The organism is Bradyrhizobium embrapense (genome assembly GCF_001189235.2).
In the GTDB taxonomy this organism is placed as follows: Bacteria; Pseudomonadota; Alphaproteobacteria; order Rhizobiales; family Xanthobacteraceae; genus Bradyrhizobium; species Bradyrhizobium embrapense.
The window spans coordinates 1424049-1448394 of the sequence record NZ_LFIP02000001.1 but is presented as its reverse complement, the minus strand read 5'-3'; the positions used below and the strand labels follow the sequence as shown (position 1 = coordinate 1448394).

Here is a 24346-nt window from a genome sequence, read left to right as displayed (position 1 = left end):
CTCAAAAAAGCTGCTGGAGTCCTCGGTCCGTGTCGATCTTCGTCGCACTGCATCACGTCACGCACTACAAATACGACCGGCCGATCGATCTCGGGCCCCAGACCATTCGGCTCCGGCCGGCGCCGCACACACGCACGCCGATCCTGAGCTATTCGCTCAAGGTCACGCCCGCCAATCACTTCGTGAACTGGCAGCAGGATCCCCAAGGCAACTGGCTGGCGCGTTACGTGTTTCCGGAGAAGACCACCGAGCTCAAGGTCGAGGTCGACTTCACCGCGCAGATGACGGTGGTCAATCCGTTCGATTTTTTCGTCGAGCCCTACGCCAACAGCTTTCCATTTGAATACCCCGCCGATCTCAAGACCGAGCTTGCGCCCTATCTTGAGACCGATGAACCCGGGCCATTGTTCGCGGCCTATCTGAAGGACGTTCCGCGCCAGGCCGACTCGACCGTCAATTTCCTGGTCGAGCTCAACGCGCAGCTGCAGAAGAAGATCAGCTACGTGATCCGCATGGAGGCCGGCATCCAGACGCCTGAGGAGACGCTGGCCGCGGGCTCCGGCTCCTGCCGCGACTCGGCGTGGCTCTTGATCCAGGCGCTGCGCCATCTCGGGCTCGCCGCGCGCTTCGTCTCCGGATACCTCATTCAGCTGCGGCCCGACATCGATCCGCTCGAGGGGCCACGCGAAGTCGAGAGCGACTTCACCGACCTGCACGCCTGGGCCGAGGTCTATCTGCCGGGCGCAGGGTGGATCGGTTTCGACGTCACCTCCGGCATGCTGACCGGCGAGGGCCATATCCCGGTCTGCGCCACGCCGCACTACCGCTCGGCCGCGCCGGTGACCGGCACTGCTGGTATCGCCAATACCGAGTTCGGCTTCGAGATGAGCGTCAAGCGCATCCGCGAGGCGCCGCGGATCACGAGGCCGTTCTCCGATCAATCCTGGGCGCGGCTCGATCGGCTCGGCGAGCAGGTCGATGCCGATCTGCAGAAGGACGACGTGCGGCTCACCATGGGCGGCGAGCCGACTTTCGTCTCGGTCGACGATCTGGAATCGCCGGAGTGGAATGTTGCCGCGGTCGGCCCGACCAAGCGCGCGCTGGCCGACGAGTTGATCCGCAAGCTGCGCACACGGTTCGCACCCGGCGGCCTGCTGCACTACGGTCAGGGCAAATGGTATCCCGGCGAAAGCCTGCCGCGCTGGGCGTTCGGCCTCTACTGGCGCAAGGACGGCAAGCCGATCTGGAAGAATGCCGATCTGATCGCAAGCGTCGAGAATTCGCGCAAGGCCGAGATCGCGGAAGCCAAACGTTTCGTCGAGGCGACTGCAGCAAGGCTTGGTCTCGGCGCCGACTATGCCATGCCGGCCTATGAAGATCCCGCCTTCTGGCTGCAACGTGAGGCCGGCCTGCCGGCCAATGTGACACCTGCGAATTCCAAACTGACCGATCCGGAAGAGCGCGCGCGGCTCGCGCGGGTGTTCGACGAGGGGCTGACCACGCCGAAAGGTTACGTGCTGCCGATCCAGCGCTGGAGCCCGCTTGGTGAGCGCGTGCCGGCGCGCTGGCGCAGCGAACACTGGAAGATCCGGCGCAGCCATCTGTTTCTGTCCCCCGGCGATTCCCCGCTCGGCCTGCGGCTTCCGATCGCCTCGCTCGAATATGTCCCGCCCGACGACTATCCCTACGTCATCGAGCGCGATCCGATGGCGCCGCGCGAGGCGCTGTCCGAGGAATTGCAGCAGGCACTGAAAGAGATTCCCGAGCCGCTGCCGGTCCGCACTGCGATGTCGATCGAGGTGCGCGACGGCGTGCTGTGCGCCTTCATGCCGCCGGTGGAGAAGGTCGAGGATTATCTCGAGCTCATCGCCGCGATTGAAGCCGCGGCCGAAGAGTTGCAGCTGCAAGTCCATGTCGAAGGCTACGCGCCGCCGTTCGATCCGCGCATTGAGGTGATCAAGGTGACGCCGGATCCCGGCGTGATCGAGATCAACGTGCAGCCGGCGCAAAGCTGGCGCGAGGCCGTCGACATCACCCTCGGCCTCTATGAGGACGCCGCGAAGACGCGGCTCGGGGCCAACCGTTTCCTGATCGACGGTCGCCACACGGGCACCGGCGGCGGCAACCATATTGTGGTCGGCGGCAGCAAGCCGGAGGATTCGCCGTTCCTGCGCCGGCCCGATCTCTTGAAGAGCCTGGTGCTGTATTGGCAGCGGCACCCGTCGCTGTCCTATCTGTTCTCCGGCATGTTCATCGGTCCGACCAGCCAGGCGCCGCGCATCGACGAGGCGCGGCATGACGGGCTCTATGAACTCGAGATCGCGCTGTCGCATGTGCCGCCGCCGGGCATGGACGCGCCGCTGTGGCTGGTCGACCGGCTGTTCCGGCACATTCTGGTCGATATCACCGGCAACACCCATCGCGCCGAGATCTGCATCGACAAGCTCTATTCTCCCGACGGTCCGACCGGCCGGCTCGGACTGGTCGAATTCCGTGCGCTCGAAATGCCGCCCGATCCGCGGATGTCGCTGGCGCAGCAGCTCTTGATCCGCGCGTTGATCGCCAAGCTGTGGCGCGAGCCGCAGCAGGGCAAGTTCGTGCGCTGGGGATCCGCGCTGCATGACCGCTTCATGCTGCCGCATTTCCTTTGGGAGGATTTCCTCGGCGTGCTCGCCGAGCTCAGGCATTCCGGCTACGACGTCGAGCCGGAATGGTATCAGGCCCAACTCGAATTTCGTTTTCCCGCCTTCGGCCGTGTCCATCATGGCGGCGTCGGCCTCGAACTGCGGCAGGCGCTCGAACCCTGGCACGTGCTCGGCGAGGAAGGCACCTCGGGCGGCACCGTGCGCTACGTCGATTCCTCGGTCGAGCGGTTGCAGGTGAAGGCGACCGGTTTCGTCGAGGGCCGCCACGTCATCACCTGCAACGGCAGACGGATGCCGATGACCGAGACCGGCCGCGCCGGCGAGGCGGTCGCCGGCGTGCGCTTCAAGGCTTGGCAGCCGGCTTCCGGCCTGCATCCGACCATTCCCGTGCACGCGCCGCTGACGTTTGACCTGATCGACACCTGGAACGGCCGCTCGCTTGGCGGCTGCGTCTATCACGTCGCCCATCCCGGCGGCCGCAACTACGAGACCAAGCCGGTTAATTCCTACGAGGCCGAGGCGCGGCGGCTGGCGCGCTTCCAGGAGCACGGTCATAGCCCCGGCAAGATAGAACCGCCGCCGGAGGAACGCACAATTGAGTTTCCCTTGACCCTCGACTTGCGGACGCCGCTCCTGCACTAATTGGCTGCAGGGGAAGTGCAATGACGGCATCGGGTGGCCAAGGAAACAGTCAAGAGAGCAGGGCCCGTCCCGGTCAGCGCCGGATGGCGCAATGGGCCCGCGACTATGTCCGGCTGCCTGGAATTCCCGATGAATTCCTCGCAGAGGATGGCGCGCCGCGGCCGGTCTGGGCCCGTTTCTTCGACGCCTTTGCCGCGCTGTCGCCGGCCGACATCGAGCGCCGCTTCGCCTCTGCCGACCGCCACCTGCGCGAGGCTGGCGTCACCTATCGCCCGCACGGGGATACGTCGGATCGGATCTGGCCGCTCAGCCATCTTCCTCTGATCATCGATGCGGCTGACTGGCGACAGCTCGCCGCTGGTGTCGCGCAGCGCGCGCAGCTTTTGGAAATGGTGCTGGCCGATCTCTACGGCGATGGCCGTCTCGTCGCCGAGGGCGCAATTCCTGCCGCGGCGATTGCCGGCAGCAGCGAATATCTGCGCGCGGTCAGCGGCATCAAGCCGCCGGGCGGCCGCTATCTGCATCTCTATGCCGCCGACATCGGCCGCGGGCCCGACGGCCGCTGGTGGGTGCTCGGCGATCGCACGCAGGCGCCGTCGGGCGCGGGCTATGCGCTGGAAAACCGCCTGGTGCTGTCACGCGCCTTCTCCAATCTCTACAAGTCGATGAATGTCGAGCGCGTTGCGCCGTTCTTCGAGGCGTTTCGCGATTCACTTCGCGCCAGCGCCGACCGCGACGAGCCGCGGATCGGCCTGCTGACGCCCGGCGCGTTCAGCGAGACCTATTTCGAGCATGCCACGCTGGCGCGCTATCTCGGCTTTCTGCTGGTCGAGGGCGACGACCTCGCGGTCTCCGGTGACCGCATCCATATTCGCACCGTTGCCGGACTGAAGCGGCTCGACGTGCTGCTGCGCCGGGTCGATTCCAACATGCTCGATCCGCTCGAGCTCGACGCCTCCTCCTATCTCGGCGTGCCCGGCCTCGTCGAGGTGCTGCGCAAGGGCGGCGCCGTGGTTGCCAACATGCCGGGCTCGGGCGTGATGGAGGCGCGGGCACTGCTCGGCTTCCTGCCCAATCTGTGCCGACGCCTGCTCTCCGAAGACCTGATGATGCCGCACATCGCGACATGGTGGTGCGGCCAGAAGCCCGCCCGCGAAGAGGTGCTGTCGCGGTTCGACGAATTCGCGATCGAAGGCGCCTATGGCCGCGGCGTTGCGGATTTTCCGGGCCATGGCCCGGTGCTACCGGGCGAGCTGTCGGCCGCGGACCGCGACCGTCTGAAGGACGCGATCGGCCATCGCGGCATCGACTATGTCGGGCAGGAGCTGGTCCGGCTGTCGACGACGCCGGTGTGGGAGAACGGCCGCATCGCGCCGCGTCCGTTCGTGCTGCGGGTGTTCGCGGCGGCGACGCCGAACGGCTGGACCGTGCTGCCCGGCGGCTTCTGCCGGATTGCCGATCGGGCGGATGCGCGCGCGGTGTCGATGGGCGACGGCGCGGTGTCCGCCGACGTCTGGGTGGTGTCCGACAAAGCGGTCGCGACCTCGACGTTGCTGCCGGCGGTCGACACCGTCCGCATCCGACGTATCGCCGGCGTGCTGCCGAGCCGCGCGGCCGATAATCTGTTCTGGCTCGGCCGCTATCTCGAGCGTGCCGAGGCTACCATTCGCCTGATCCGCGCGCTGTGTACGCCGCTGCGCGATCCCGCGCGGGCCAATGCGACCGGTTCGACGCCGGCGATGCATTCGGCCGAGCGCATCCAGCGCATGCTGGTCACCTGGGGCGCGGCCACGCAGACCGCGCGCACCAATCCCGCAAAGGTCGCACTCGAAGCGTTGCAGAGCGAGGAGAAGTTCGGCTCGGCGCTGTCGCTGGTGCGGTCGGCGCAGCGCACCGCAACCTCGCTGCGCGAGCGGCTGTCGCCGGATGCCTGGCAGGTCATCACCGAGATGGCCGACCGGCTCGCGATCGAGGTGCACGACGATGACGGCGTGGTCAGCGCCGCCGAGCTGACCTTGCAGGAACTCGCGAGTTTCGCCGGCCTCGCGCAGGAGAACATGAACCGTGCCGCCGGCTGGCGCTTCCTCGAGATGGGCCGCCGTGCCGAGCGCGCCATCAACACCACGCGCTTTGCCCGACAGTTCGCCTATGACGAAGCCGGTGACGAGGATCTCGATGTCCTGTTGACGCTGGTCGATTGCCAGATCACCTATCGCTCGCGCTATCTGGTGCAGCCGCTGCTGACGCCGGTGCGCGATCTCGCGGTGCTCGATCCCTACAATCCGCGCTCGGTCGCGTTCCAGGTCGCCGCGCTGAACGAGCATATCGCCGCGCTGCCGAGCCTGAAGGAGCACGGCCTGATCGAGCGGCCGCAGCGGCTCGCGGTCGCGGTCGAGGCGATGTTGACGACGGCGGAAGCCGGTAGCCTCGACGTCAAGACGCTGTTTGCGCTGGAGCAGGACCTGCTCAACCTCGCCGACTCGGTCGGGCTGCACTATTTCCCGCACGGACCGAACGCCAGCCGGCCGGAGAAGCTCACGGGGCTGGCGTGATTTACGACATCCGTCACGTCACGACCTACAGCTACGAGACCCAGGTCAGCTTCGCGCGTTGCTCGCTGCGGCTGGAGCCGATCACCGGCGACGGGCAGCAGCTGGTTTCCCATTCGGTCGAGATTCGTCCCAAACCGGCGGAGCGTACCGCGCGGCGCGACTTCTTCGGCACGCTGACCGAAAGCGTCCTGATCGAGACCGCGCATCGCAGCCTTCGCATCGATTCGCGCTCGCGGGTCTCGGTGGCGCGGCAGCCGCCGCTCCGCGACGCGGCGAGCCCGCCCTGGGAGGGCGTGCGCGATAACGCATTCGAGGCATTGAGCCTCGATGCAACCTCGCCGGTCGGCTATGTCTTCGCCAGCGCGCTGGTGCCGGTGCTACGGCCGGTGACGGCCTATGCGTCCGCGAGCTTTTCGCCCGGCGGCGGCATCCTTGCCGGTGCAGCCGATCTGATGCGCCGCATCCGCAGCGATTTCAAATACGATCCCAAGGCCACCGTGATCTCGACGCCGCTTCGCGACGTGTTCGAGAAGCGCCACGGCGTCTGCCAGGATTTTGCCCATGTGATGATCGCGGGGCTTCGCGGCCTCGGCCTGCCGGCCGCCTATGTCAGCGGTTATCTGCGCACCATTCCGCCGCCGGGCCAGCCGCGGCTGCAGGGCGCGGACGCAACCCACGCCTGGGTGTCGGTCTGGTGCGGCAGCGAGCTCGGCTGGGTCGGGTTCGATCCGACCAACGATCTCATGGTCGCCAACGATCACATCATTCTCGCCATCGGCCGCGACTTCGCCGATGTCTCGCCGGTCGACGGTATCATCGTCGGCGCGCGCAAGCAGAAGCTCAGCGTCGCCGTCGACGTGTTGCCGGTGGATTGAGCCGTCGGGGCGGCCGCGCGTCCGACCGTGCCGCCGCGATCTCGATCAGGCGACGTGGCGCTTGCCCGATTTGTCCCACCCGATCGGGCTGACGATGACGCGGTCGCGGCCTTCATGCTTTGCTTGATAGAGCGCGAGGTCCGCGGCCTTGAGCAGATCGCGCGATGTGCGCTCGTGATCAGGGACGAGGCAAGACAACCCGATGCTGACGGTCGGCAACTCATGCTCGGATTCGCGCGCAGCCGTCAGCTTCGCGCGGATCTGCTCGGCAACCTCCAATGCGCCTGCCTTGCCGATGCCGGGCAGGAGCACCGAAAACTCCTCGCCGCCGTAGCGCGCACCGAGATCGGTTGCGCGCTTGGTGCTGGTTGCGATGCATCGTCCCACCGTAGCGAGCACCGCGTCGCCGGCCTGGTGGCCGTACGTATCATTGAAGGTCTTGAAATGATCGACGTCGATCATCAGAAGCGATACCGGCGATTTTGCACGCATGCCACGCCGCCATTCGACGTCAAGCGTATCGTCGAGCCGGCGGCGATTGGCAAGGCCAGTCAGCGCGTCGGTGCTCGCGAGGTGCGCGAGCCGGTCTTCCGCGGCGGCCCGCCGTTTGAGAGCGGCCAGCAGATAGAACATCAGGACGATCGAGAAGCCGCAGAGCGCCGCCACCACGCTTCCGATCAGCCAGAGCTGTTGCCACCAGTCGGCATAGATGCCGTCGAGCGCGAGGCCTTCGGCGATCAGCAGGGGATGGTGTCCGACGGCCTGAAAGACATAGAGCCGGCTGACCTGGTCGACGAGCGATTTCGTCGTGTAGGAGCCGGATTGCCGGGCCGGGAATTGCTTGAAGACCTGTGAGTCTCTGATGCTTTGCCCGATCTTGTCGATGTCGAACGGTGCCCGCATCAGCATGATGCCATCGGTGTTGAACAGCGCCATGCTGTCGCCGATGCCGAAGCTCAGCTTGCGAAACAGATTGTGGAAATAGCTGAGCCGCATGCTGCCCGCGACGACGCCGGCAAAGGAGCCGTCGTCATTGCTGATGCGGCGGCTCAGGCTGATCAGATATTCGCCGTCCGAAGTAACCCAGGGAGCGCTGATGAACAGTCCGCGGTCGGCTCGCGCCTGATGCACCCGGAAGAAGTCCCGATCGGCGAAATTTGCGGTCCGCGGCGTCAATGTCCGGGAATCCAGCGTGACGTCTCCCGCGGTATTCAGCACGAGGATCGAGCCGAGATCCTTGGCGGTGGCGGCACGATCGAACAGCACGACCTGACGAAGCTCCGGGCTGATCTTGCGGAGCTCCGGCAGCTTGACGCCGTCGGCGACGGCCTGTAGCGACAGGTCGTAGAGCTCGATGTTGCGGTCGATCTCGCTGGCGATGGAGGCGACGAGGTTGGTCGCGCCTTCCTTCGCATGCTGATAGTCCTTGCCGGCCATTTCCCAGAGAATGGACGCGCAGATCGCCGAAAAGCACAAGATGAGACCGATCCCGAGCGCGAGCAGCCGTTTGGTCGGCACCGCCTTCGGCGTTGGCAACAGCCCGTTCATCACTTGCTTCCGCTTCCCCGCGCCCCCGCGCTCTGTCACTTTCTATAGGGGCATCAAATTGAGAAAGGCGACCTCAAGCGCGGGCAATTTGCGTGCGTGCTTTGGCAGAGTCTTAACCATTCCGGATTGGTCGGCTTCCATCGTTGGCCCCGGACAGATCGACTGATCCGTTCAGGTTCCGGTCCGTCGCAGGTCCTCGGCGGCGTCGCTGCGCAAATTGCGGAAGAACTGCTCGACCTCGCGCGACAGCGTCTCCGCTGTTGCGGTCAGATCGTTCGATGCTGCGAGTACCGATTCCGCCGCCTTGCTGGTCTGGTCCATGTCGTCGCGGAGCGAGCCGACATTGGTCACCAGGGTTTCGTTGCCCTGGGCGGCCATCTGCGCGTTGGCGGAGATTTCGCGCGTGGCTGCATCCTGCTGGCCGATCGCGCTGGCGATGTTGGCGGTGACGTTGCTGATCTCGCGCACCGCCTGGCCGATCTCGCGCACGGCGGCCACCGAGTTGCGGGTCGAGGCCTGGATCAGGCCGACATTCTCGCTGATCTCGGCGGTTGCCTTCGCGGTCTGCCCGGCCAGCGCCTTGACCTCGTGCGCAACGACCGCGAAGCCGCGGCCGGCATCGCCGGCACGGGCGGCTTCGATCGTGGCGTTGAGCGCGAGCAAATTGGTCTGCTCGGCGATCGCCTGGATCAGGCTCAGCACGCCGTCGATGCGCTGGGTGGTGGCGGCAAGGCTCTCGATCTCGGTGATAGACCGGTCGGTGCGCGCACCTGCCTGATCGACCGCGCCGGAGGACTGCTTGACCTGGCGGCCGATCTCCTCGACGGAGGCGGAGAGCTCCTCGGCAGCACCCGCCACCGCAGAGACGTTGCTCGAGGCCTGCTCGGTCGCGCCTGCCGCAGCAACCGCGCGACCGTTGGCGTCCGCCGCGACGGTCGCGATGGTCTGCGCGGTTTGACGCATCGTCGTTGCGTTGTCGTGCACCGCGCGGAGCACCTCGCCGATGGTGCCGCGGAAAGTCTCGACGAAGCGCTCGATATGCCGACCGCGGGCGTCGCGGGCCTCGGCGTCCTGCAGAACTTGCGCGTTCAGGCTGCGGTTACGGTCCATCGCCTCCTGGAAGACCTTGATGGCGCGCGCCAGTGCGCCGATTTCATCGCTGCGCCCGACATGCGGTACGTCGACATGATCGGCGCCATCGGCGACATGCCTGATGGTGGTGGTGATCTGCGACAGCGGCCGCGCCACCGAGCGGGCGATGATCAAGACGCCCAGCACTACCACGATCAGGGCTGCCGCACCGAGCCCGGTCAGCAGCAGCGCCAGCTCACGATTGGTGTCGGTTTGCTGCGCCAGTCTCTTGCTGCGCTCGGCGTAGACCTTGGACAGCGCCTCGAGGTCCTTGTTCAGCGCGGTGCGCACGTCGCGGTTGGCGTCGTTGTCGCCCCACTCACGCCCGGCGGCGGCGCCGATTTCGATGCCGCGGCGGACCAGCTCCTTGCGGAACTCGATGAACTGCTCGATGCGCTTCTTGAACACCGCGAACTCCGCGGCGTCGTCGGCCTGCACCAGGGTTTCCCAATTCCTCACCACAGCGAGGATGCGGTCGTTGAACGCCAGCAGCCCGTCGCCGTATTTCTTCACCGCCGCGGGTTCGGTCGACATGTAGATGCCGCGGGATTCCATCACCACCGCGTAGACCAGCGAGTTGACCCGCTCCACATTGAGCGCGGCGCGGCTGGCGAGATCGACGGCCGCGGTCAGCTCGGCGTTGCGCCGCGCGTTGTAGTCGGACAGGACGGTGATGGCCGCGGTCAGCGCCGCAATCAGCGCAAACGTCGAGTACAGCCTTGCAGCAAGCGAGAATCGGGATGCCATGGGAGGCCGCGATGTGGGGATGGGGGATGTGACGGGGGTGGGCATTGCGGGCACTCCAAGAGGCCGGGGAGCACCTTCGGCCAATTAAAGTTTATGCAAAATCTTCATGGACAATTTCTTAACGCGTGCGTTCGCCGCCGCCGCAGCCGTTAAAATCTCTAAATAATACCAACGTCTTATGAGATGCTCCCAAGTGGCCGGGTCGCGGCGAATTGCCGTCGTGTTGAATGACGGACCGCCATCATCATCATTCATCAACATCCTCCGGCGCACGGAGCGAAGCTGATGGCACGACTTTCGCAAAGAGGTGCTAGGCTACGCTGTCCCCAGCCTCGACGCGAATTCCCATGCTTTATCGTCACACCATCGACGCCACCAATTATGCATTCGACGATCTGCGCATCCTGCTTGCCAAGGCTTCGCCGCCGCGGTCCGGCGATCGCCTGGCCGGCATCGCGGCCGACAGCGCAGCGGAAATGATCGCCGCGCGGCTCGCGCTCGCCAACGTTCCGCTCAAGCAATTCCTCGATGAGCCTGTCATCCCCTATGAGGACGACGAAGTCACCCGCCTGATCCTCGACAGCCACGACGTTGCCGGCTTCTTGCCGGTGTCGTCGCTCACCGTCGGCGGCTTCCGCGACTGGCTGCTGTCGGATGCCGCCACCGGTGTTGCGATCAACAGGATCTCGCGCGGCATCACGCCGGAGATGGTGGCGGCGGTGTCGAAGCTGATGCGCAACCAGGATCTGATCCTGGTCGCGAAGAAATGCGAGGTGACGACCCGCTTCCGCAACACCATCGGCTTGCACGGGCGAATGAGCACGCGATTGCAGCCGAACCATCCGTTCGACGATGCCAAAGGCATCACCGCCTCGATCCTCGACGGCCTGCTGCTCGGATCCGGCGATGCCTGCATCGGCATCAATCCGGCGAGCGACGATCCGAACATCATTGGCACCCTGCTGCGGCTGCTGGACGATGTCATCACGCGGCTCGAAATTCCGACACAGAGCTGCGTGCTGACCCATGTCACGACCACGCTCGGCCTGATCGGGCAGGGGCTGCCGGTCGATCTCGTGTTCCAGTCGATCGCAGGCACCGAGGCGGCGAATCGCAGCTTCGGCGTCGACCTGTCGCTGCTGCGAGAGGCACGGGAAGCCGGGCTGTCGCTCCGCCGCGGCACGGTCGGCGACAATGTGATGTATTTCGAGACCGGGCAGGGCTCGGCACTGTCGGCCAACGCCCATCACCAGGTCGACCAGCAGACCTGCGAGGCGCGGGCCTATGCGGTGGCGCGCGCGTTCGATCCGCTGCTCGTCAACAGCGTGGTTGGCTTCATCGGTCCGGAATACCTCTATGACGGCAAGGAAATCATCCGCGCCGGGCTTGAGGATCATTTCTGCGGCAAGCTGCTCGGCCTGCCGCTCGGGATCGACGTCTGCTACACCAACCACGCTGAGGCCGACCAGGACGACATGGACAATCTCCTGACGCTGCTAGCGGCCGCCGGCGTGAACTTCATCATGGGCGTGCCGGGCGCCGATGACGTGATGCTGAACTATCAGTCGACATCGTTTCACGATGCGCTCTACATCCGCGACCTGTTCGGTGTGAGGCGGGCGCCCGAATTCGACGACTGGCTCGCGCGCGTCGGCCTTGCCGGGCAGGACTTCCGCCTCGTTGCCGATGCGGGGCGGCTGCCCGACCTCGCCGCCAGGCTCTTGACCTGACGGGATAGCGAATTTCTGCAAAGCAACTATCTCGCCGTTGTGACGTTAGGGAGTGCCACAATGTTGAAGAATTTCTGGCCCAGCGTTCGACGCCATGGTTAGATTTGCAGGTGTTTCGGGGTCGTTTTGATGAGAGCTGAGGGCATAAAGACAGCACGGCGTATTCTCTGCGTCTTTCCGCGCTATACGTCGTCCTTTGGGACCTTCGAGCACTCCTATCCCCTGACCGACGGCGTCAAGGCGTTCATGCCGCCGCAGGGCCTGCTGCTGATCGCCGCATACCTCCCCGAGAATTGGCCGGTCCGTTTCGTCGACGAGAATCTGCGTCCGGCAAAGACGGAGGATTTCGAGTGGGCGGACGCCGTGTTCGTCAGCGGTATGCACATCCAGCGCCAGCAGATGAATGACATCTGCCATCGCGCGCATGATCATGGCCTGGTGGTCGCGATCGGCGGCCCGTCGGTCAGCGCCTGTCCGGACTACTATCCCGCATTCGACTACCTTCATGTCGGCGAGCTCGGCGATGCGACCAATGAGCTGATCAAACGTCTGGAGCAGGACACCAGTCGCCCCGACGAGCAGGTGGTGCTGAAGACCATCGACCGCCTGCCGATGACGGATTTCCCGCTGCCGGCCTATGAACTCGCCGAAACCAAGAAGTACTTCCTCGGCAGCATCCAGTTCTCGTCGGGCTGCCCCTATCAGTGTGAGTTCTGCGACATCCCCGGGCTCTACGGCCGCAATCCGCGGCTGAAATCGCCGCAGCAGATCATCGCCGAGCTCGACAAGCTGCGCGCCTGCGGCGCGACCGACACCGTCTATTTCGTCGACGACAATTTCATCGGCAACCGCAAGGCGGCAGCCGAGCTGCTGCCGCATCTGATCGAGTGGCAGAAACGGACCGGCTATGTCACGCGGCTCGCCTGCGAGGCGACGCTCAACATCGCCAAGCGGCCCGAGATCCTTGAGAAGATGCGCGAGGCCTTCTTCGTGACGATCTTCGTCGGCATCGAGACGCCCGATCCCGACGCGCTGAAGGCGATGCACAAGGATCAGAACATGATGGTTCCGATCCTGGAGGGCATCCGCACCATCAATTCGTTCGGCATGGAGGTGGTCTCCGGCATCATCATGGGGCTCGATACCGACAAGCCCCAGACCGGCGACGCGCTGATCTCCTTCGTCGAGGAGTCCCGGATTCCACTCCTCACCATCAACCTGCTGCAGGCGTTGCCGAAGACGCCGCTGTGGGACCGGCTCGAAAAGGCGGGCCGGCTGGTCCATGACGACGGCCGCGATTCCAATGTCGAGTTCCTGCTGCCTTATGAGGACGTGGTCAGTTCCTGGCGCAAATGCATGGAGATCGCCTACCAGCCCGAGAAGCTGTTCGAGCGGTACTTGTATCAATGCAACTACACCTATGCCAACCGCATCAAGGTGCCGGTCAGCCCTGAGATGAAGAGCTGGGCCAACATCCGGCGCGGCCTGATCATGCTGCGCAACATCTTCTGGAAGGTCGGCGTGCTCGGCGACTATAGGCGCGTGTTCTGGAAGTTTGCGCTCGGCCGGCTCAAGCGCGGCGACATCGAGGGGCTGATCTCGGCGACGCTGGTTGCGCATCATCTGATCACGTTTGCGCGCGCAGCCTCCAGCGGTCGGCAGAATGCCTCGAACTACTCGATCCGGCTGCGCGAGGCTTCCGTCCCCGCCGAATGACAGCATGACGACACCGCCGGCGCCATCGTCCCCATCGCTTCCCGATTTGCGCAACCTGACGCCGGCGCGTGTCGGTCTCGGCCGATCCGGAGCCAGCCTGCCGACCGATGCGCTGCTCTCGTTCACGCTCGACCACGCCCGCGCCCGCGACGCCGTTCATGCGGCCTTCGACGTCAGCGGCATTACGGCCGGTCTTGCCGGCCTCGGCACCACGCCGTATCAGGTGTCGAGCCAGGCGCCCGGCCGGCGCGACTATCTACGGCGGCCGGATCTCGGACGCATGCTGGATTCCGCATCGCGACGGTCGCTGGAAGAACTCGGCATTACCGCATGTTCCTGCGCGATTGTGATCGGGGACGGCCTGTCGCCGACGGCCGTCAATGTGCATGCCGTCGAATTGATCCGGCACCTCGCGCCGCGGCTTGCGGCCGACACCATCGACACCGGTGCGGTGGTAATAGCGTCAGGCGCGCGGGTCGCGCTCGGCGACGAGATCGGCACTATCATCGGCGCGCGCATGCTCGTGATGCTGATCGGCGAACGGCCGGGCTTGTCGGCGCCCGACAGCCTTGGCGCCTATCTCACCTTCGCGCCGCGGATCGGCCTGACCGATGCCGACCGCAACTGCATCTCCAACATCCACCGCGCCGGGCTGAGCTATCTGGAAGCCGCGTCCAGGATTTCCTGGCTTGTGCGCGAAGGCCTGGCACGCCAGATCACCGGGGTCGCGTTGAAGGATGAAAGCGGATCGTCACAGAATGCGCTACCAGGGTGTGACAAATCAGATACTTAATCGTGGGGATCGGCGGTTCCCCGCGCATTTGGTTGTACCCGCGCGCTTGCGAGCCAAGGGGTGGACAGGTAAAACCGGCGCCGGTCAATATTCGCGTGTTTTCAAGGACTAGCGCCGATCAGTTGCGCTCACCCGCCTCATTCGCGCCCCTAAAGCATGATCCGGAAAAGTGCGAAGCGGTTTTCCGAAAAGATCGTGCGCAAACAAGGAACTAAAGCGCGATGACGATTCAATCCGATCGCATCGCGCGTTAGACCCAAGCTAGACAGATTGAGCCGTTTTCAGAACTGGACAGGGCATGCTCGAAAAGAATTCCGAAAGTCAGGTCCACGTCGAGAAGGTCGAAGAGCCGCGGTCGGGCCCCAGCATCGCGTTCGGGATCGAGCGTCTCGGCCTGATCCCGATGCGGGCGCCGATCCTGTCCTGCGTCGTCCTCGTCCTGTTGCTGATCGGCGCGGTGTTCGGTGTGCACCGGATCAAGATCGACGATTCGCTGTCGCAGCTGTTCCGTTCCGAATCCAAGGACTACAAGCAATATGAGGCGGTGACCAAGCGCTTCCCGGCGACCGAGTTCGACGTGCTCGTGGTGGTCGAAGGCAAGACGCTGCTTGAGCGCGACAATCTCGGCAAGCTGCGTGACATGGTCACGGATCTGCAACTCGTCGACGGCGTGCGCGGCCTGGTGTCGCTGTTCTCCGCACGCCAGGCGCCGGAGCGAGGCAAGCTGCCGGCGGCGTTGTTCCCGAACGAGCTGCCCGAGGGCGCGGCCTACGACAAGTTCGTCGAGACCGTCAAAAGCAACGAGATCATCCGCGGCAAGCTGCTGTCGGAGGACGGCACGCTTGCGCTGGTCGTGCTGTCGCTCGAACCCGAGGTGGTCGGCAGCAACAAGCTCGGCAAGGTGGTCGCCGACATCAGGAAGATCATGGCCGACGATCTCGGCGGCAGCGGGCTCAATGCCCAGCTGTCCGGCGTGCCGGTCATGCAACTCGAGATCCGCAATGCGGTCGAGCGCGACGGCCTGACCTACAACATTCTCGGCATCCTCGCCGGCTGCGTCATCGCCATCATCTTCTTCCGCAAGATATCCTTCATGGTGGCGGCGGCGTTCCCGCCGATGATCGCGATCCTGCTCGCGCTCGGCGGCCTCGGCTGGGCCAATTTCAATCTCAACATGTTCCTCAACGTGATGACGCCGCTCATCATGGTGATCAGCTTCTCCGATTCGATGCAGCTGACATTCGCGGCGCGCGACCGGCTGATCGCGGGCCAGGACAAGTTCACCGCGTTCAAGAACGCGGTGCTGGTGGTCGGCCCGGCCTGCGTGCTGACGCACGGCACGGCGGGCATTTCCTTTATCGCGCTGCAGTTCTCGGATTCCGACCTGATCCGCAAGTTCGGCGAGGCCGGGCTTGCGGCGACCATCATCGCGCTGGTCGCGGTGCTGTCGCTGGTGCCGGTGTTCGGCATCCTGCTGGTGCGCAACGAGAAGGTCTTCGCGGTCAAGTTCCAGAGCGCCGATGCCGGCGTGCAGGCGCTGCGCAATTTCTGCTATTGGATCGCGGTGCGCATGGTCGGCCGTCCCGGGCTGTTCAGCCTGCTCGCGCTGATGGTGGTCGGCGGCCTCGGCATCATCTACGCCAATCTCGAGCCGCGCTATCGGCTGGCCGACCAGGTGCCGGACAAGCGGCAGGCGGTCGAGGCCTCGAGCCGGCTCGACGCCAAGCTCACCGGCGCCAATCCGGTCGATGTGCTGATCGAATTCCCCAAGGGCCAGTCGCTCTACTCGCCGGAGACGCTGAAGACGATCGCCGACGTTCATGCGATGGTCGAGGACAGCGCAGGTGTCGGCAACGTCTGGTCGCTGGAGACCCTGCGGCGCTGGCTCGCCGAGAAGGCCGGCAGCAACGACGTCGCGACGCTCAAGGAATATGTCGATCTGATCCCCGAACATTTGGTGCGCCGCTTCATCGACAAGAATCAGGATGCGGTCGTGGTGTCGGGCCGCGTCCCGGATGTGGATTCGAGCCAGTTGCTTCCGGTGGTGAACAAGCTCGATCACGCGCTGGACAAGGTGCGCGCGGAGCATCCCGGCTATGAGATCGCCGTCACCGGCCTGTCGGTGATTGCCGCGCGCAACAGCGCCAACATGATCGAGAAGCTCAACCACGGCCTCACCATCGAATTCTTGCTGGTCGCGATCTTCATCGGGCTGGCGTTCCGCTCGGTCGTGGTGATGTTCTCCTGCATCCTGCCCGGCATCTTCCCAGTGGTGCTGTCGGGCACCGTGCTGTGGCTGCTCGGGGAGGGGCTGCAATTCGCCAGCGTCGTCGCATTGACCGTGTCGTTCGGCCTGGGGCTGAGCGCGACCATCCACTTCCTCAATCGCCTGCGGCTCGAGACCAAGCCCGGCGTCACGCCGGAGCTCGCGGTGGAGCGCGCCACGGTCCTGGTCGGTCCGGCGCTGATCCTGACCACGGTAGTGCTGGCTTGCGGCCTCGTCGTCACCGTGTTCTCCGACCTGCCGTCGCTGCGGCTGTTCGGCTGGCTCAGCGCGTTCTCGATGGTCGCGGCCCTGGTCGCTGACCTCTTCATCCTGCGGCCGACATCGATGTTCCTGATCAACCTGTCGCAAAGGCTCCGCGGCAAGGGCGGGCAACCGGCGCCCATCGAGAAGGCCTGATCGACCGAAAGCAAAAGGCCCGGTTCCGAGTGATCGGAACCGGGCCCTTTTTTTGGGCTAATGAGATCGCGCGGAGGGCGTCAGGTCTTCGTCATCGTGATGGTGACGCCGCGAATCTCACCCTTGGAGTCGATCTGCACCACTTGCTTGGAGCCGTTGGTTTGCAGGTTCAGGTTTGCGGCAAAGCCGGAGGCTTCGACGAACACGTCGATCCGGCCGCCACCCGCGGTGCCCTGCAAATTGCCGAAGATGTTGCGGCTCGCCTCGCTCCAGTTGCCGGAAATCCGGTCGCCCTGGCTGGTGACGTCGCTTGACAGGTCGAATTTGTAGCTGTCGCTGGCGCAATGCAGCGATTGCTTCAGGTTCATGCCCGATGGCGCGACCTTGTAATCGGCCTTGCAACGAATCCGTTCGGTCGTGCCGTTGGACAACGCCACCGTGCCCGTACCGGTCCACGAGCCGGCAAAGCCGGCGAACGGGCCGCCGGCCTGGGCATGGACTGCGGAGGCAGACAGCAACAGTGCGGCGCCGACGCCCACAGCCCTGAGGGCCTGACCATAAAGGCTGGAACCAAACAGCTTCATTGTGAATTTTCCCATCAAAATCAACGCCTCTTTCGCAAGAAAGCGTCTCGCCGCATCGAAGGTTTAGTGTCACCCAAGAATGTTAGGTTCAAACAACGGAAGCGGCCCGCGCTAGCCCGGTTGTCAACGAACAGAATCAGAAGCCGCTGGCCTCATGTTGGCATCTAGCTTTGCGCGAGTGCGATCCGCAATACCCGAACGCGACAAAAGTGATGGCATGAATCAGCATTGTAAATCAATGTCTTAGGCGGGGGTTTACAGCGCCGCAAATTTAGCCGCATTTAGCAGTGCTTGTCGTTAATCCGTTGCCGCGTTACGTGGCGTCTGTAATCCCAAAATCCGTCCCCGGCCCTGCCGAAACGCGTTTCGGGAACAGATTTTCTGCTGTCGGAAATGAAGGAATACGATGCGTAAATTTCTCCTGGCTGTTGCCCTGTTGTCGATCCCGTTCTCGTCCGGCGCCTTCGCCCAGCAGCAAGGGCGCGGTACGCCCGATGAGCAGAAGGCCTGCACGCGCGACGTGCAGCGTCACTGCCGCGCTGTGATCGATCAGGGCGATTTCACTATCCTCGCCTGCCTGCAGCAGAACCGAAGCAAGATCAGCGCCGCCTGCGAACAGGTGCTGAAGACCCACGGCCAATAAGACCGAATCCAGGTCTCAAGGGACCGCTATCGACACCGCGGCTGGCAGCCATGCCGGCCGCGGTCGCATATGCTGGCGGTCACAGATAGCATTGGTTTTGGTGGCGTATTCCCCTATATGGGGCTCGCAAATCCCCCGCATGCGCCCGTCCGTTCGCGCCTGCGTCGTGCCATGACCAGTGTAGCCCACATTTCCCATGACCACCGCGAGCGACCTGCGATCCGGAAAGACCCACCGCGACGAGAATTTTCCGGTCGCGTCGTGGATCATTCATCCGCGGCATCGTGCTCTCATCCTGGCCTTCTACAATTTCGTCCGCACCGCCGACGATATCGCCGATCACGCCACGCTGCAGCCTGCCGACAAGCTGCGTTATCTCGACCTCATGGAGGCCGAACTGCTCGGCAATGGCGACAGCCAGAAGGAAGCGGTCAGCCTGCGCCGCGCCTTTGCCGAGCGCGGCATGCCGCCGCGGCATGCGCTCGACGTGCTGGTGGCGTTCCGCCTCGACGTCACCAAGCTGCGCTACGAAAACTGGGACGACGTGATCGACTATTGCCGCTACTCGGCGATGCCGGTCGGCCGCTTCATGCTCGACGTGCATGGCGAGGATATCTCGACTTGGGCGGCGTCGGACGCGCTCTGCGCCGGTTTGCAGATCAACAATCATCTGCAGGACTGCGGCAAGGACTACCGCAACCTGAACCGCGTCTATCTGCCGCGCGACGCGCTGGCCGCCGCGGGGGCGACCGTCGAGATGCTCGGCGAGGCCAAATCGCAGCCGGCCCTGCTCAAATGCCTGCAGGCGCTCGCGGTGCGCACCGAAGCGTTGCTTGACCAGAGCAAGCCGCTCGCCGCCGAAGTGAAAGATTTCCGGCTCGGGCTCGAGATATCAGTGATCCAGGCGTTCGCCGACAAGATCGTCAACATGCTGAAGGTGCGCGATCCGCTCAGCGAGCGCGTGCATTTAAGCAAGGTTGAACTGCTGCTGCAGAGTCTCGGCGGCGTCGCCGGCGAGGCCGCGCAGCGTGCGACCGGACGGCGTGCGGTCTCCAAGACGGCGGCGGGCGCATGAGTGCCGAGGCGGCGGCCAACGCAAACTATGGAAGCACCGCGTCGGGCAGTTCGTTCTATGCCGCGATGCGCATCCTGCCGCGCGCGCAGCGCGAGGCGATGTTCCAGATCTACAGCTTCTGCCGGCAGGTCGACGACATCGCCGATTCCGACGGTCCGCGGCCGGAGCGCCTGGCCGCCTTGCAGCAATGGCGCGAGGATATCGACGCGCTGTATGCGGGGCATCCGCCGGCGCGGCTGAAGGACTATGTCGCGTCGGTGAAGGCCTTCGGCCTGAAGCGCGAGGATTTCGTCGCGATCGTCGATGGCATGGAGATGGACGTCCCGCAAGACATCCGGGCGCCCGATCTTGCGACGCTCGATCTGTATTGCGATCGCGTCGCGAGCGCGGTTGGCCGGCTGTCGGTGCGCGTGTTCGGCCTGCCCGAGGAAGACGGCATCCAGCTCGCCTACCATCTCGGTCGCGCGCTGCAGCTCACCAATATCCTGCGCGACATCGACGAGGATGCCGGTCTCGGCCGGCTCTATCTGCCGCGCGAATGGCTCTGGCACGCCGGCATCACCAACAACGATCCGGCCCGCGTCACTGCCGACCGCGCGCTGCCGAAAGTGTGCGCGCCGCTTGCCGAGCGCGCCAAGATGCACTTCCAGAAGTCCGACGAGATCATGAAGCGCAATTCGCGCCGTGCCGTGCGCGCGCCGCGGATCATGTCGAAATACTACCGCGCGATCCTCGATCTCCTCATCGCGCGCGGCTTCGCCGCTCCGCGTGAGCCGGTGCGTGTGTCCAAGGCCGCCAAGATCGGCATTCTTCTTCGTTACGCGATTATCTGATGCAAAACACCGTTCATATCATCGGTGCCGGCATTTCCGGCCTCTCGGCGGCCGTGCGGCTCGCCAATGGCGGCTACAAGGTTGCCGTCCACGAAGCGACGCAGCAGGCCGGTGGCCGCTGCCGTTCCTATTTCGACGCCGCCACCAATCTCACCATCGACAATGGCAACCACCTGCTGCTGTCGGGCAACCGCCATGCTTTGAGCTACGCGCGTTCGATCGGCACCGAGGCCGGCCTGGTAGGACCTGCGCGCGCGCAGTTTCCGTTCGTCGATCTTGCCTCCGGCCGGCGCTGGCAGCTCGACCTCGGCGATTCCCGCCTGCCGCTGTGGGTGTTCGACGAGGCGCGCCGCGTCCCCGACACGACCTTGCGCGATTATCTCGCATTGGCGCCGCTGGCCTGGGCCGGCACCGAGGCGCTCGTCGGCAACACTATTCCCTGCAAGGGCACGCTGTATGACCGCCTGGTGCAGCCACTGCTGCTCGCCGCACTGAACGTCGATCCGCCGGAGGGCTCGGCCGGACTTGCCGGCGCCATCGTGCGCGAGACGCTGCTTGCCGGCGGGCAGGCCTGCCGTCCGCTGATCGCACGCGACGGCCTCAGCTCGGTGCTGATCGAGCCGGCCGTGAAGCTCTTGGAGGAGCGGGGCCACAGCGTCCAGTTCGGTCACGAATTGCGTACGCTTGGCACGTCCGGTGATCGCATCAGTGAGCTCGACTTCGGCGGTGGCGACAAGATCACGCTGGCGACCGACGATGCCGTCGTGCTCGCGGTGCCGCCGCGCGCCGCGGCAACCCTGCTGCCCGGCCTGAAAACCCCGACCAAATTCCGCGCCATCGTCAACGCGCATTTCCGCGTAGATCCGCCGCGCGACGCCGCGCCCATTCTCGGCGTGGTGGGCGGCCTCGTGGAGTGGCTGTTCGCGTTCCCGCAGCGGCTGTCGGTGACGATCAGCAACGGCGACCGCCTGGTCGACATGCCGCGCGAGGAGCTTGCGCAGGCGATCTGGCGGGATATCTGCAAGGCATCCGGCGTCTCCGGCGACCTGCCGCCGTGGCAGATCGTGCGCGAGCGCCGCGCCACATTTGAGGCGACGCCGGAACAGAACGCCCTGCGTCCCGGGCCCGCGACGGCGCAAAAAAACCTGTTCCTTGCCGGCGACTGGACTGCTACCGGGTTGCCGGCAACCATCGAGGGGTCGGTGCGGTCGGGTGATCGTGCCGCAGATCTGGTTCTGACCAGGCGTTAATTCGACCTGTTGAGCGAGAATGGCTTTCGATCAGCCGGCCCGCGATGAAGAGGATATCGAGCGAAATGCTTTCGAGAGATCACGGCGTTGCAGTCGACCCGGTCGCGCTGGAGAAAAGCATCTCCAAGGCAACCGAAGCGTTGCTCGGCTATCGCCAGTCCGACGGGCACTGGGTGTTCGAGCTCGAAGCCGACAGCACCATTCCGGCCGAGTACATCCTGCTGCGTCACTACCTGGCCGAGCCCGTCGATGCCGCGCTCGAGGCCAAGCTCGGCAACTATCTGCGCCGCGTCCAGGGCGCGCATGGCGGCTGGCCGCTGGTGCATGACGGCCCGTTCGACATGAGCGCCAGCGTGAAGTCGTATTTCGCGTTGAAGATGATCGGCGATTCCGTCGACGCGCCGCACATGGTGCGGGCGCGCGAGGCGATCCGCTCGCGCGGCGGGGCCTCGGGCAGCAACGTGTTCACGCGCTTCCTGCTCGCGCTTTTTGGCGTCGTGACCTGGCGCGCGACGCCGGTGCTGCCGGTCGAGATCATGCTGCTGCCGATGTGGTCGCCGTTCCATATCAACAAGATCTCCTACTGGGCGCGCACCACCATGGTGCCGCTGATGGTGCTCGCCGCGCTGAAGCCGCGCGCCAGGAATCCGAAGGGCGTCGGCATCGACGAGTTGTTCCTGGAGGATCCGAAATCTGTCCGCATGGCGCCGAAGGCGCCGCATCAGAGCGCGGGCTGGTTCTATCTGTTCCGCTCGCTCGACGCCGTGCTGCGCGTGATCGAGCCGATGTTTCCGAAGCGCCTGCGCCAGCGCGCGATCGACGCCGCGCTCGCCTTCACCGAAGAGCGGTTGAACGGCGAAGACGGCATGGGCGCGATCTATCCGCCGATGGCCAACATCGTCATGATGTATGAGGCGCTCGGCAAGGACGGGAATTTCCCGCCGCGCGCCATCACCCGCCGCGGCATCGACAAGCTGCTGGTGGTCGGCGAGCACGAGGCCTATTGCCAGCCCTGCGTCTCGCCGGTGTGGGACACCGCGCTGACCTGTCATGCGCTGCAGGAAGCGGGCGGCGAGGACACGCTGGCCAAGGCCAAGCAGGGCCTCGACTGGCTGAAGCCGCGCCAGGTGCTGGAGCTGAAGGGCGACTGGGCGGTCAAGGCGCCGGGCGTCCGTCCCGGTGGCTGGGCGTTCCAGTACAACAACGACCACTATCCCGATCTCGACGACACCGCCGTGGTCGTGATGGCGATGGACCGCGCGCGGCGGCACACCGGAACCAGGGAATATGACGAGGCGATCGCGCGCGGCCGCGAGTGGATCGAGGGGCTGCAGAGCCGCGACGGCGGCTGGGCCGCGTTCGACGCCAACAACCTCGAATATTACCTCAACAACATCCCGTTCTCCGATCACGGCGCTTTGCTCGATCCGCCGACCGAGGATGTCACGGCGCGCTGCATCTCGATGCTGGGCCAACTCGGCGAGACCGCCGAGAGCAGCAAGGCGATGGCCGACGGTATTGCCTACCTGCGTCGCACCCAGCTCCCCGAAGGGTCCTGGTACGGCCGCTGGGGCCTGAATTACCTCTACGGCACCTGGTCGGTGCTCTCAGCGCTAAATGTCGCAGGGATCGATCGCAACGACCCGATGATTCGGAAAGCGGTCGATTGGCTGGTGTCAGTCCAGAATCAGGATGGTGGCTGGGGCGAGGACGCCGTCAGCTACCGGCTGGATTACAAGGGCTATGAGGTTGCGCCGTCGACTTCCTCGCAAACGGCATGGGCTTTGCTTGGATTGATGGCGGCCGGGGAGGTCGAAAATCCCGCCGTTGTGCGGGGGGTGGAGTACCTAAAGGCAACACAGACGGAAAAAGGGCTGTGGGACGAGCAGCGATACACAGCTACGGGGTTTCCGCGGGTATTTTACTTGCGATATCATGGCTACTCGAAGTTCTTTCCGCTCTGGGCGCTGGCGCGGTATCGGAATTTGAGAAGCACCAATAGCAGGGTGGTAGGGGTCGGGATGTGATTGTTGAGGCGGGGGCCGCCGAGACCGTGGGCAGTAGAATTGATCCTCGGCCGGTATTGATTGTGACTGGATTGGTGCAGGAAGCCCGCATCGCAGCGGGTCCCGGCATGATCGTGATTTGCAGCTCGAGCGATCCGCAGCAGCTGCGTGAATTGCTAGCGACGCTGGATCCGACCACCTTCCGTGGCGTGATTTCGTTCGGCGTAGCCGGCGGGCTCGATCCGTCGCTGAAGTCGGGCGACGTCGTTGTCGCGACCGAGGTGATGTCCGGCGATACCCGTTTCCTGGCCGCATCCGCTCTGAACGAAGAGATGATCGCCAGCGCCGCGTTGAAGCGCCGCAGGATCGTCCGCGGCGGGCTTGCCGGCGTCGAGGAGGTGATCGCGGCGAAGGCCTGCAAGGCCGCGCTGCGCTCGATGACGGGGGCTGCCGCAGTCGACATGGAAAGCCATATTGCGGCCGCCTATGCCGCCAAGGCGGGCATTCCGTTCGCTGCGCTGCGCGTGATCAGCGATCCCGCGCACCGGGCGCTGCCCGAGCTCGCGAAATCCGCGGTGAAGCCGAACGGCGACATCGATCTGCGCAAGGTGCTGCGCGGCATCGTGCGCAATCCGCGGACGCTGCGGGCGCTGGTGTCGACCGGTATAGATTTCAATCGCGCGCTGCGCTCGCTGCGCAGCTGCCGCGGCTTCCTGCTCGGCAACGAGGTGCTGATGCCGGCGGAAGACGTTCTGATTACGGCCAAGGCGGCCTGATCCAACTGTCCCGGACCGGGACGCTCGCCTGGCCAAACTCAAAACAATCAAGCTCAAACATAGAGGCCCGATCGCATCGCGATCGGGCCTCTTGCTTTGGTGCCTGATCGATCCGGT

Annotated in this window: 17 protein-coding genes; 13 read left to right on the top strand and 4 right to left on the bottom strand. The window is 64.9% G+C overall.

The annotated features are described in order from the left end of the window. The first annotated feature begins 29 nt into the window (after window positions 1-29). The 3 genes from AKN83_RS06900 (at window position 30) to AKN83_RS06890 (ending at window position 6714) form a co-directional block, all read left to right on the top strand. On the top strand, window positions 30-3287 hold the full coding sequence (locus AKN83_RS06900; protein WP_050406730.1) for a transglutaminase family protein: 3258 nt from the start codon (window positions 30-32) through the stop codon (window positions 3285-3287). Window positions 3288-3370: 83 nt separating this feature from the next. After that, window positions 3371-5839, top strand: a complete 2469-nt coding sequence (locus tag AKN83_RS06895) for a circularly permuted type 2 ATP-grasp protein (protein ID WP_244521913.1) — start codon at window positions 3371-3373, stop codon at window positions 5837-5839. After that, entirely contained in the window at window positions 5836-6714 is an 879-nt protein-coding gene (locus AKN83_RS06890; RefSeq protein WP_050406728.1) for a transglutaminase family protein, read from the top strand. The genes AKN83_RS06895 and AKN83_RS06890 overlap by 4 nt, the downstream gene beginning before the upstream one ends. Window positions 6715-6759: 45 nt before the next feature. On the opposite strand, the gene AKN83_RS06885 is transcribed toward AKN83_RS06890, so the two are convergent. The 3 genes from AKN83_RS06885 to AKN83_RS39485 form a co-directional block, all read right to left on the bottom strand. Then, the gene (locus tag AKN83_RS06885) at window positions 6760-8262 is read right to left on the bottom strand and encodes a sensor domain-containing diguanylate cyclase (protein ID WP_050406727.1); all 1503 of its coding nucleotides are present in this window, start codon (window positions 8260-8262) and stop codon (window positions 6760-6762) included. Between the two features lie 171 nt (window positions 8263-8433). Further along, window positions 8434-10140 carry a methyl-accepting chemotaxis protein gene (locus AKN83_RS06880; RefSeq protein ID WP_157113235.1) on the bottom strand — a complete coding sequence of 569 codons (1707 nt, stop codon included), beginning with the start codon at window positions 10138-10140 and terminating at the stop codon, window positions 8434-8436. Window positions 10141-10224: 84 nt separating this feature from the next. Further along, entirely contained in the window at window positions 10225-10395 is a 171-nt protein-coding gene (locus AKN83_RS39485) for a hypothetical protein (RefSeq protein ID WP_157113234.1), read from the bottom strand. A gap of 92 nt (window positions 10396-10487) precedes the next feature. On the opposite strand from AKN83_RS39485, the gene AKN83_RS06875 reads away from it, so the two are divergent. The 4 genes from AKN83_RS06875 to AKN83_RS06860 all read left to right on the top strand — a co-directional run bounded on the left by AKN83_RS06875 (window position 10488) and on the right by AKN83_RS06860 (window position 17062). Beyond that, window positions 10488-11870: an ethanolamine ammonia-lyase subunit EutB gene (locus AKN83_RS06875; protein ID WP_050406725.1), complete on the top strand. Its 1383-nt coding sequence runs from the start codon at window positions 10488-10490 to the stop codon at window positions 11868-11870. 129 nt (window positions 11871-11999) lie between these two features. Then, window positions 12000-13586: a B12-binding domain-containing radical SAM protein gene (locus tag AKN83_RS06870; protein WP_050406724.1), complete on the top strand. Its 1587-nt coding sequence runs from the start codon at window positions 12000-12002 to the stop codon at window positions 13584-13586. 4 nt (window positions 13587-13590) lie between these two features. Then, complete coding sequence (gene eutC / locus AKN83_RS06865; protein ID WP_050406723.1) at window positions 13591-14379, top strand: ethanolamine ammonia-lyase subunit EutC; 789 nt, start codon at window positions 13591-13593, stop codon at window positions 14377-14379. A gap of 298 nt (window positions 14380-14677) precedes the next feature. Further along, window positions 14678-17062 carry an efflux RND transporter permease subunit gene (locus AKN83_RS06860; protein ID WP_050406722.1) on the top strand — a complete coding sequence of 795 codons (2385 nt, stop codon included), beginning with the start codon at window positions 14678-14680 and terminating at the stop codon, window positions 17060-17062. An 80-nt stretch (window positions 17063-17142) separates the two neighbouring features. Here AKN83_RS06860 and AKN83_RS06855 read toward each other — a convergent pair whose 3' ends face one another. Then, window positions 17143-17646 carry a hypothetical protein gene (locus AKN83_RS06855; RefSeq protein ID WP_050406721.1) on the bottom strand — a complete coding sequence of 168 codons (504 nt, stop codon included), beginning with the start codon at window positions 17644-17646 and terminating at the stop codon, window positions 17143-17145. Between the two features lie 406 nt (window positions 17647-18052). Here AKN83_RS06855 and AKN83_RS06850 point away from each other — a divergent pair, with 406 nt between their 5' ends. From AKN83_RS06850 to AKN83_RS06825, 6 genes are all read left to right on the top strand, one after another. Continuing rightward, the gene (locus AKN83_RS06850; RefSeq protein WP_050406720.1) at window positions 18053-18289 is read left to right on the top strand and encodes a hypothetical protein; all 237 of its coding nucleotides are present in this window, start codon (window positions 18053-18055) and stop codon (window positions 18287-18289) included. 196 nt (window positions 18290-18485) lie between these two features. Then, on the top strand, window positions 18486-19364 hold the full coding sequence (gene hpnC / locus AKN83_RS06845; protein WP_050406719.1) for a squalene synthase HpnC: 879 nt from the start codon (window positions 18486-18488) through the stop codon (window positions 19362-19364). Continuing rightward, window positions 19361-20197 carry a presqualene diphosphate synthase HpnD gene (gene hpnD / locus AKN83_RS06840; protein ID WP_050406718.1) on the top strand — a complete coding sequence of 279 codons (837 nt, stop codon included), beginning with the start codon at window positions 19361-19363 and terminating at the stop codon, window positions 20195-20197. Before hpnC ends, hpnD begins: the two co-directional genes overlap by 4 nt. Further along, complete coding sequence (gene hpnE / locus AKN83_RS06835) at window positions 20197-21447, top strand: hydroxysqualene dehydroxylase HpnE (protein WP_050406717.1); 1251 nt, start codon at window positions 20197-20199, stop codon at window positions 21445-21447. Before hpnD ends, hpnE begins: the two co-directional genes overlap by 1 nt. 65 nt (window positions 21448-21512) lie before the next feature. After that, window positions 21513-23474 carry a squalene--hopene cyclase gene (gene shc / locus AKN83_RS06830; RefSeq protein WP_050406716.1) on the top strand — a complete coding sequence of 654 codons (1962 nt, stop codon included), beginning with the start codon at window positions 21513-21515 and terminating at the stop codon, window positions 23472-23474. Then, window positions 23471-24229, top strand: coding sequence for a phosphorylase (locus AKN83_RS06825; RefSeq protein ID WP_050406715.1), 759 nt, complete (start codon window positions 23471-23473; stop codon window positions 24227-24229). The genes shc and AKN83_RS06825 overlap by 4 nt, the downstream gene beginning before the upstream one ends. Window positions 24230-24346 lie beyond the last annotated feature (117 nt).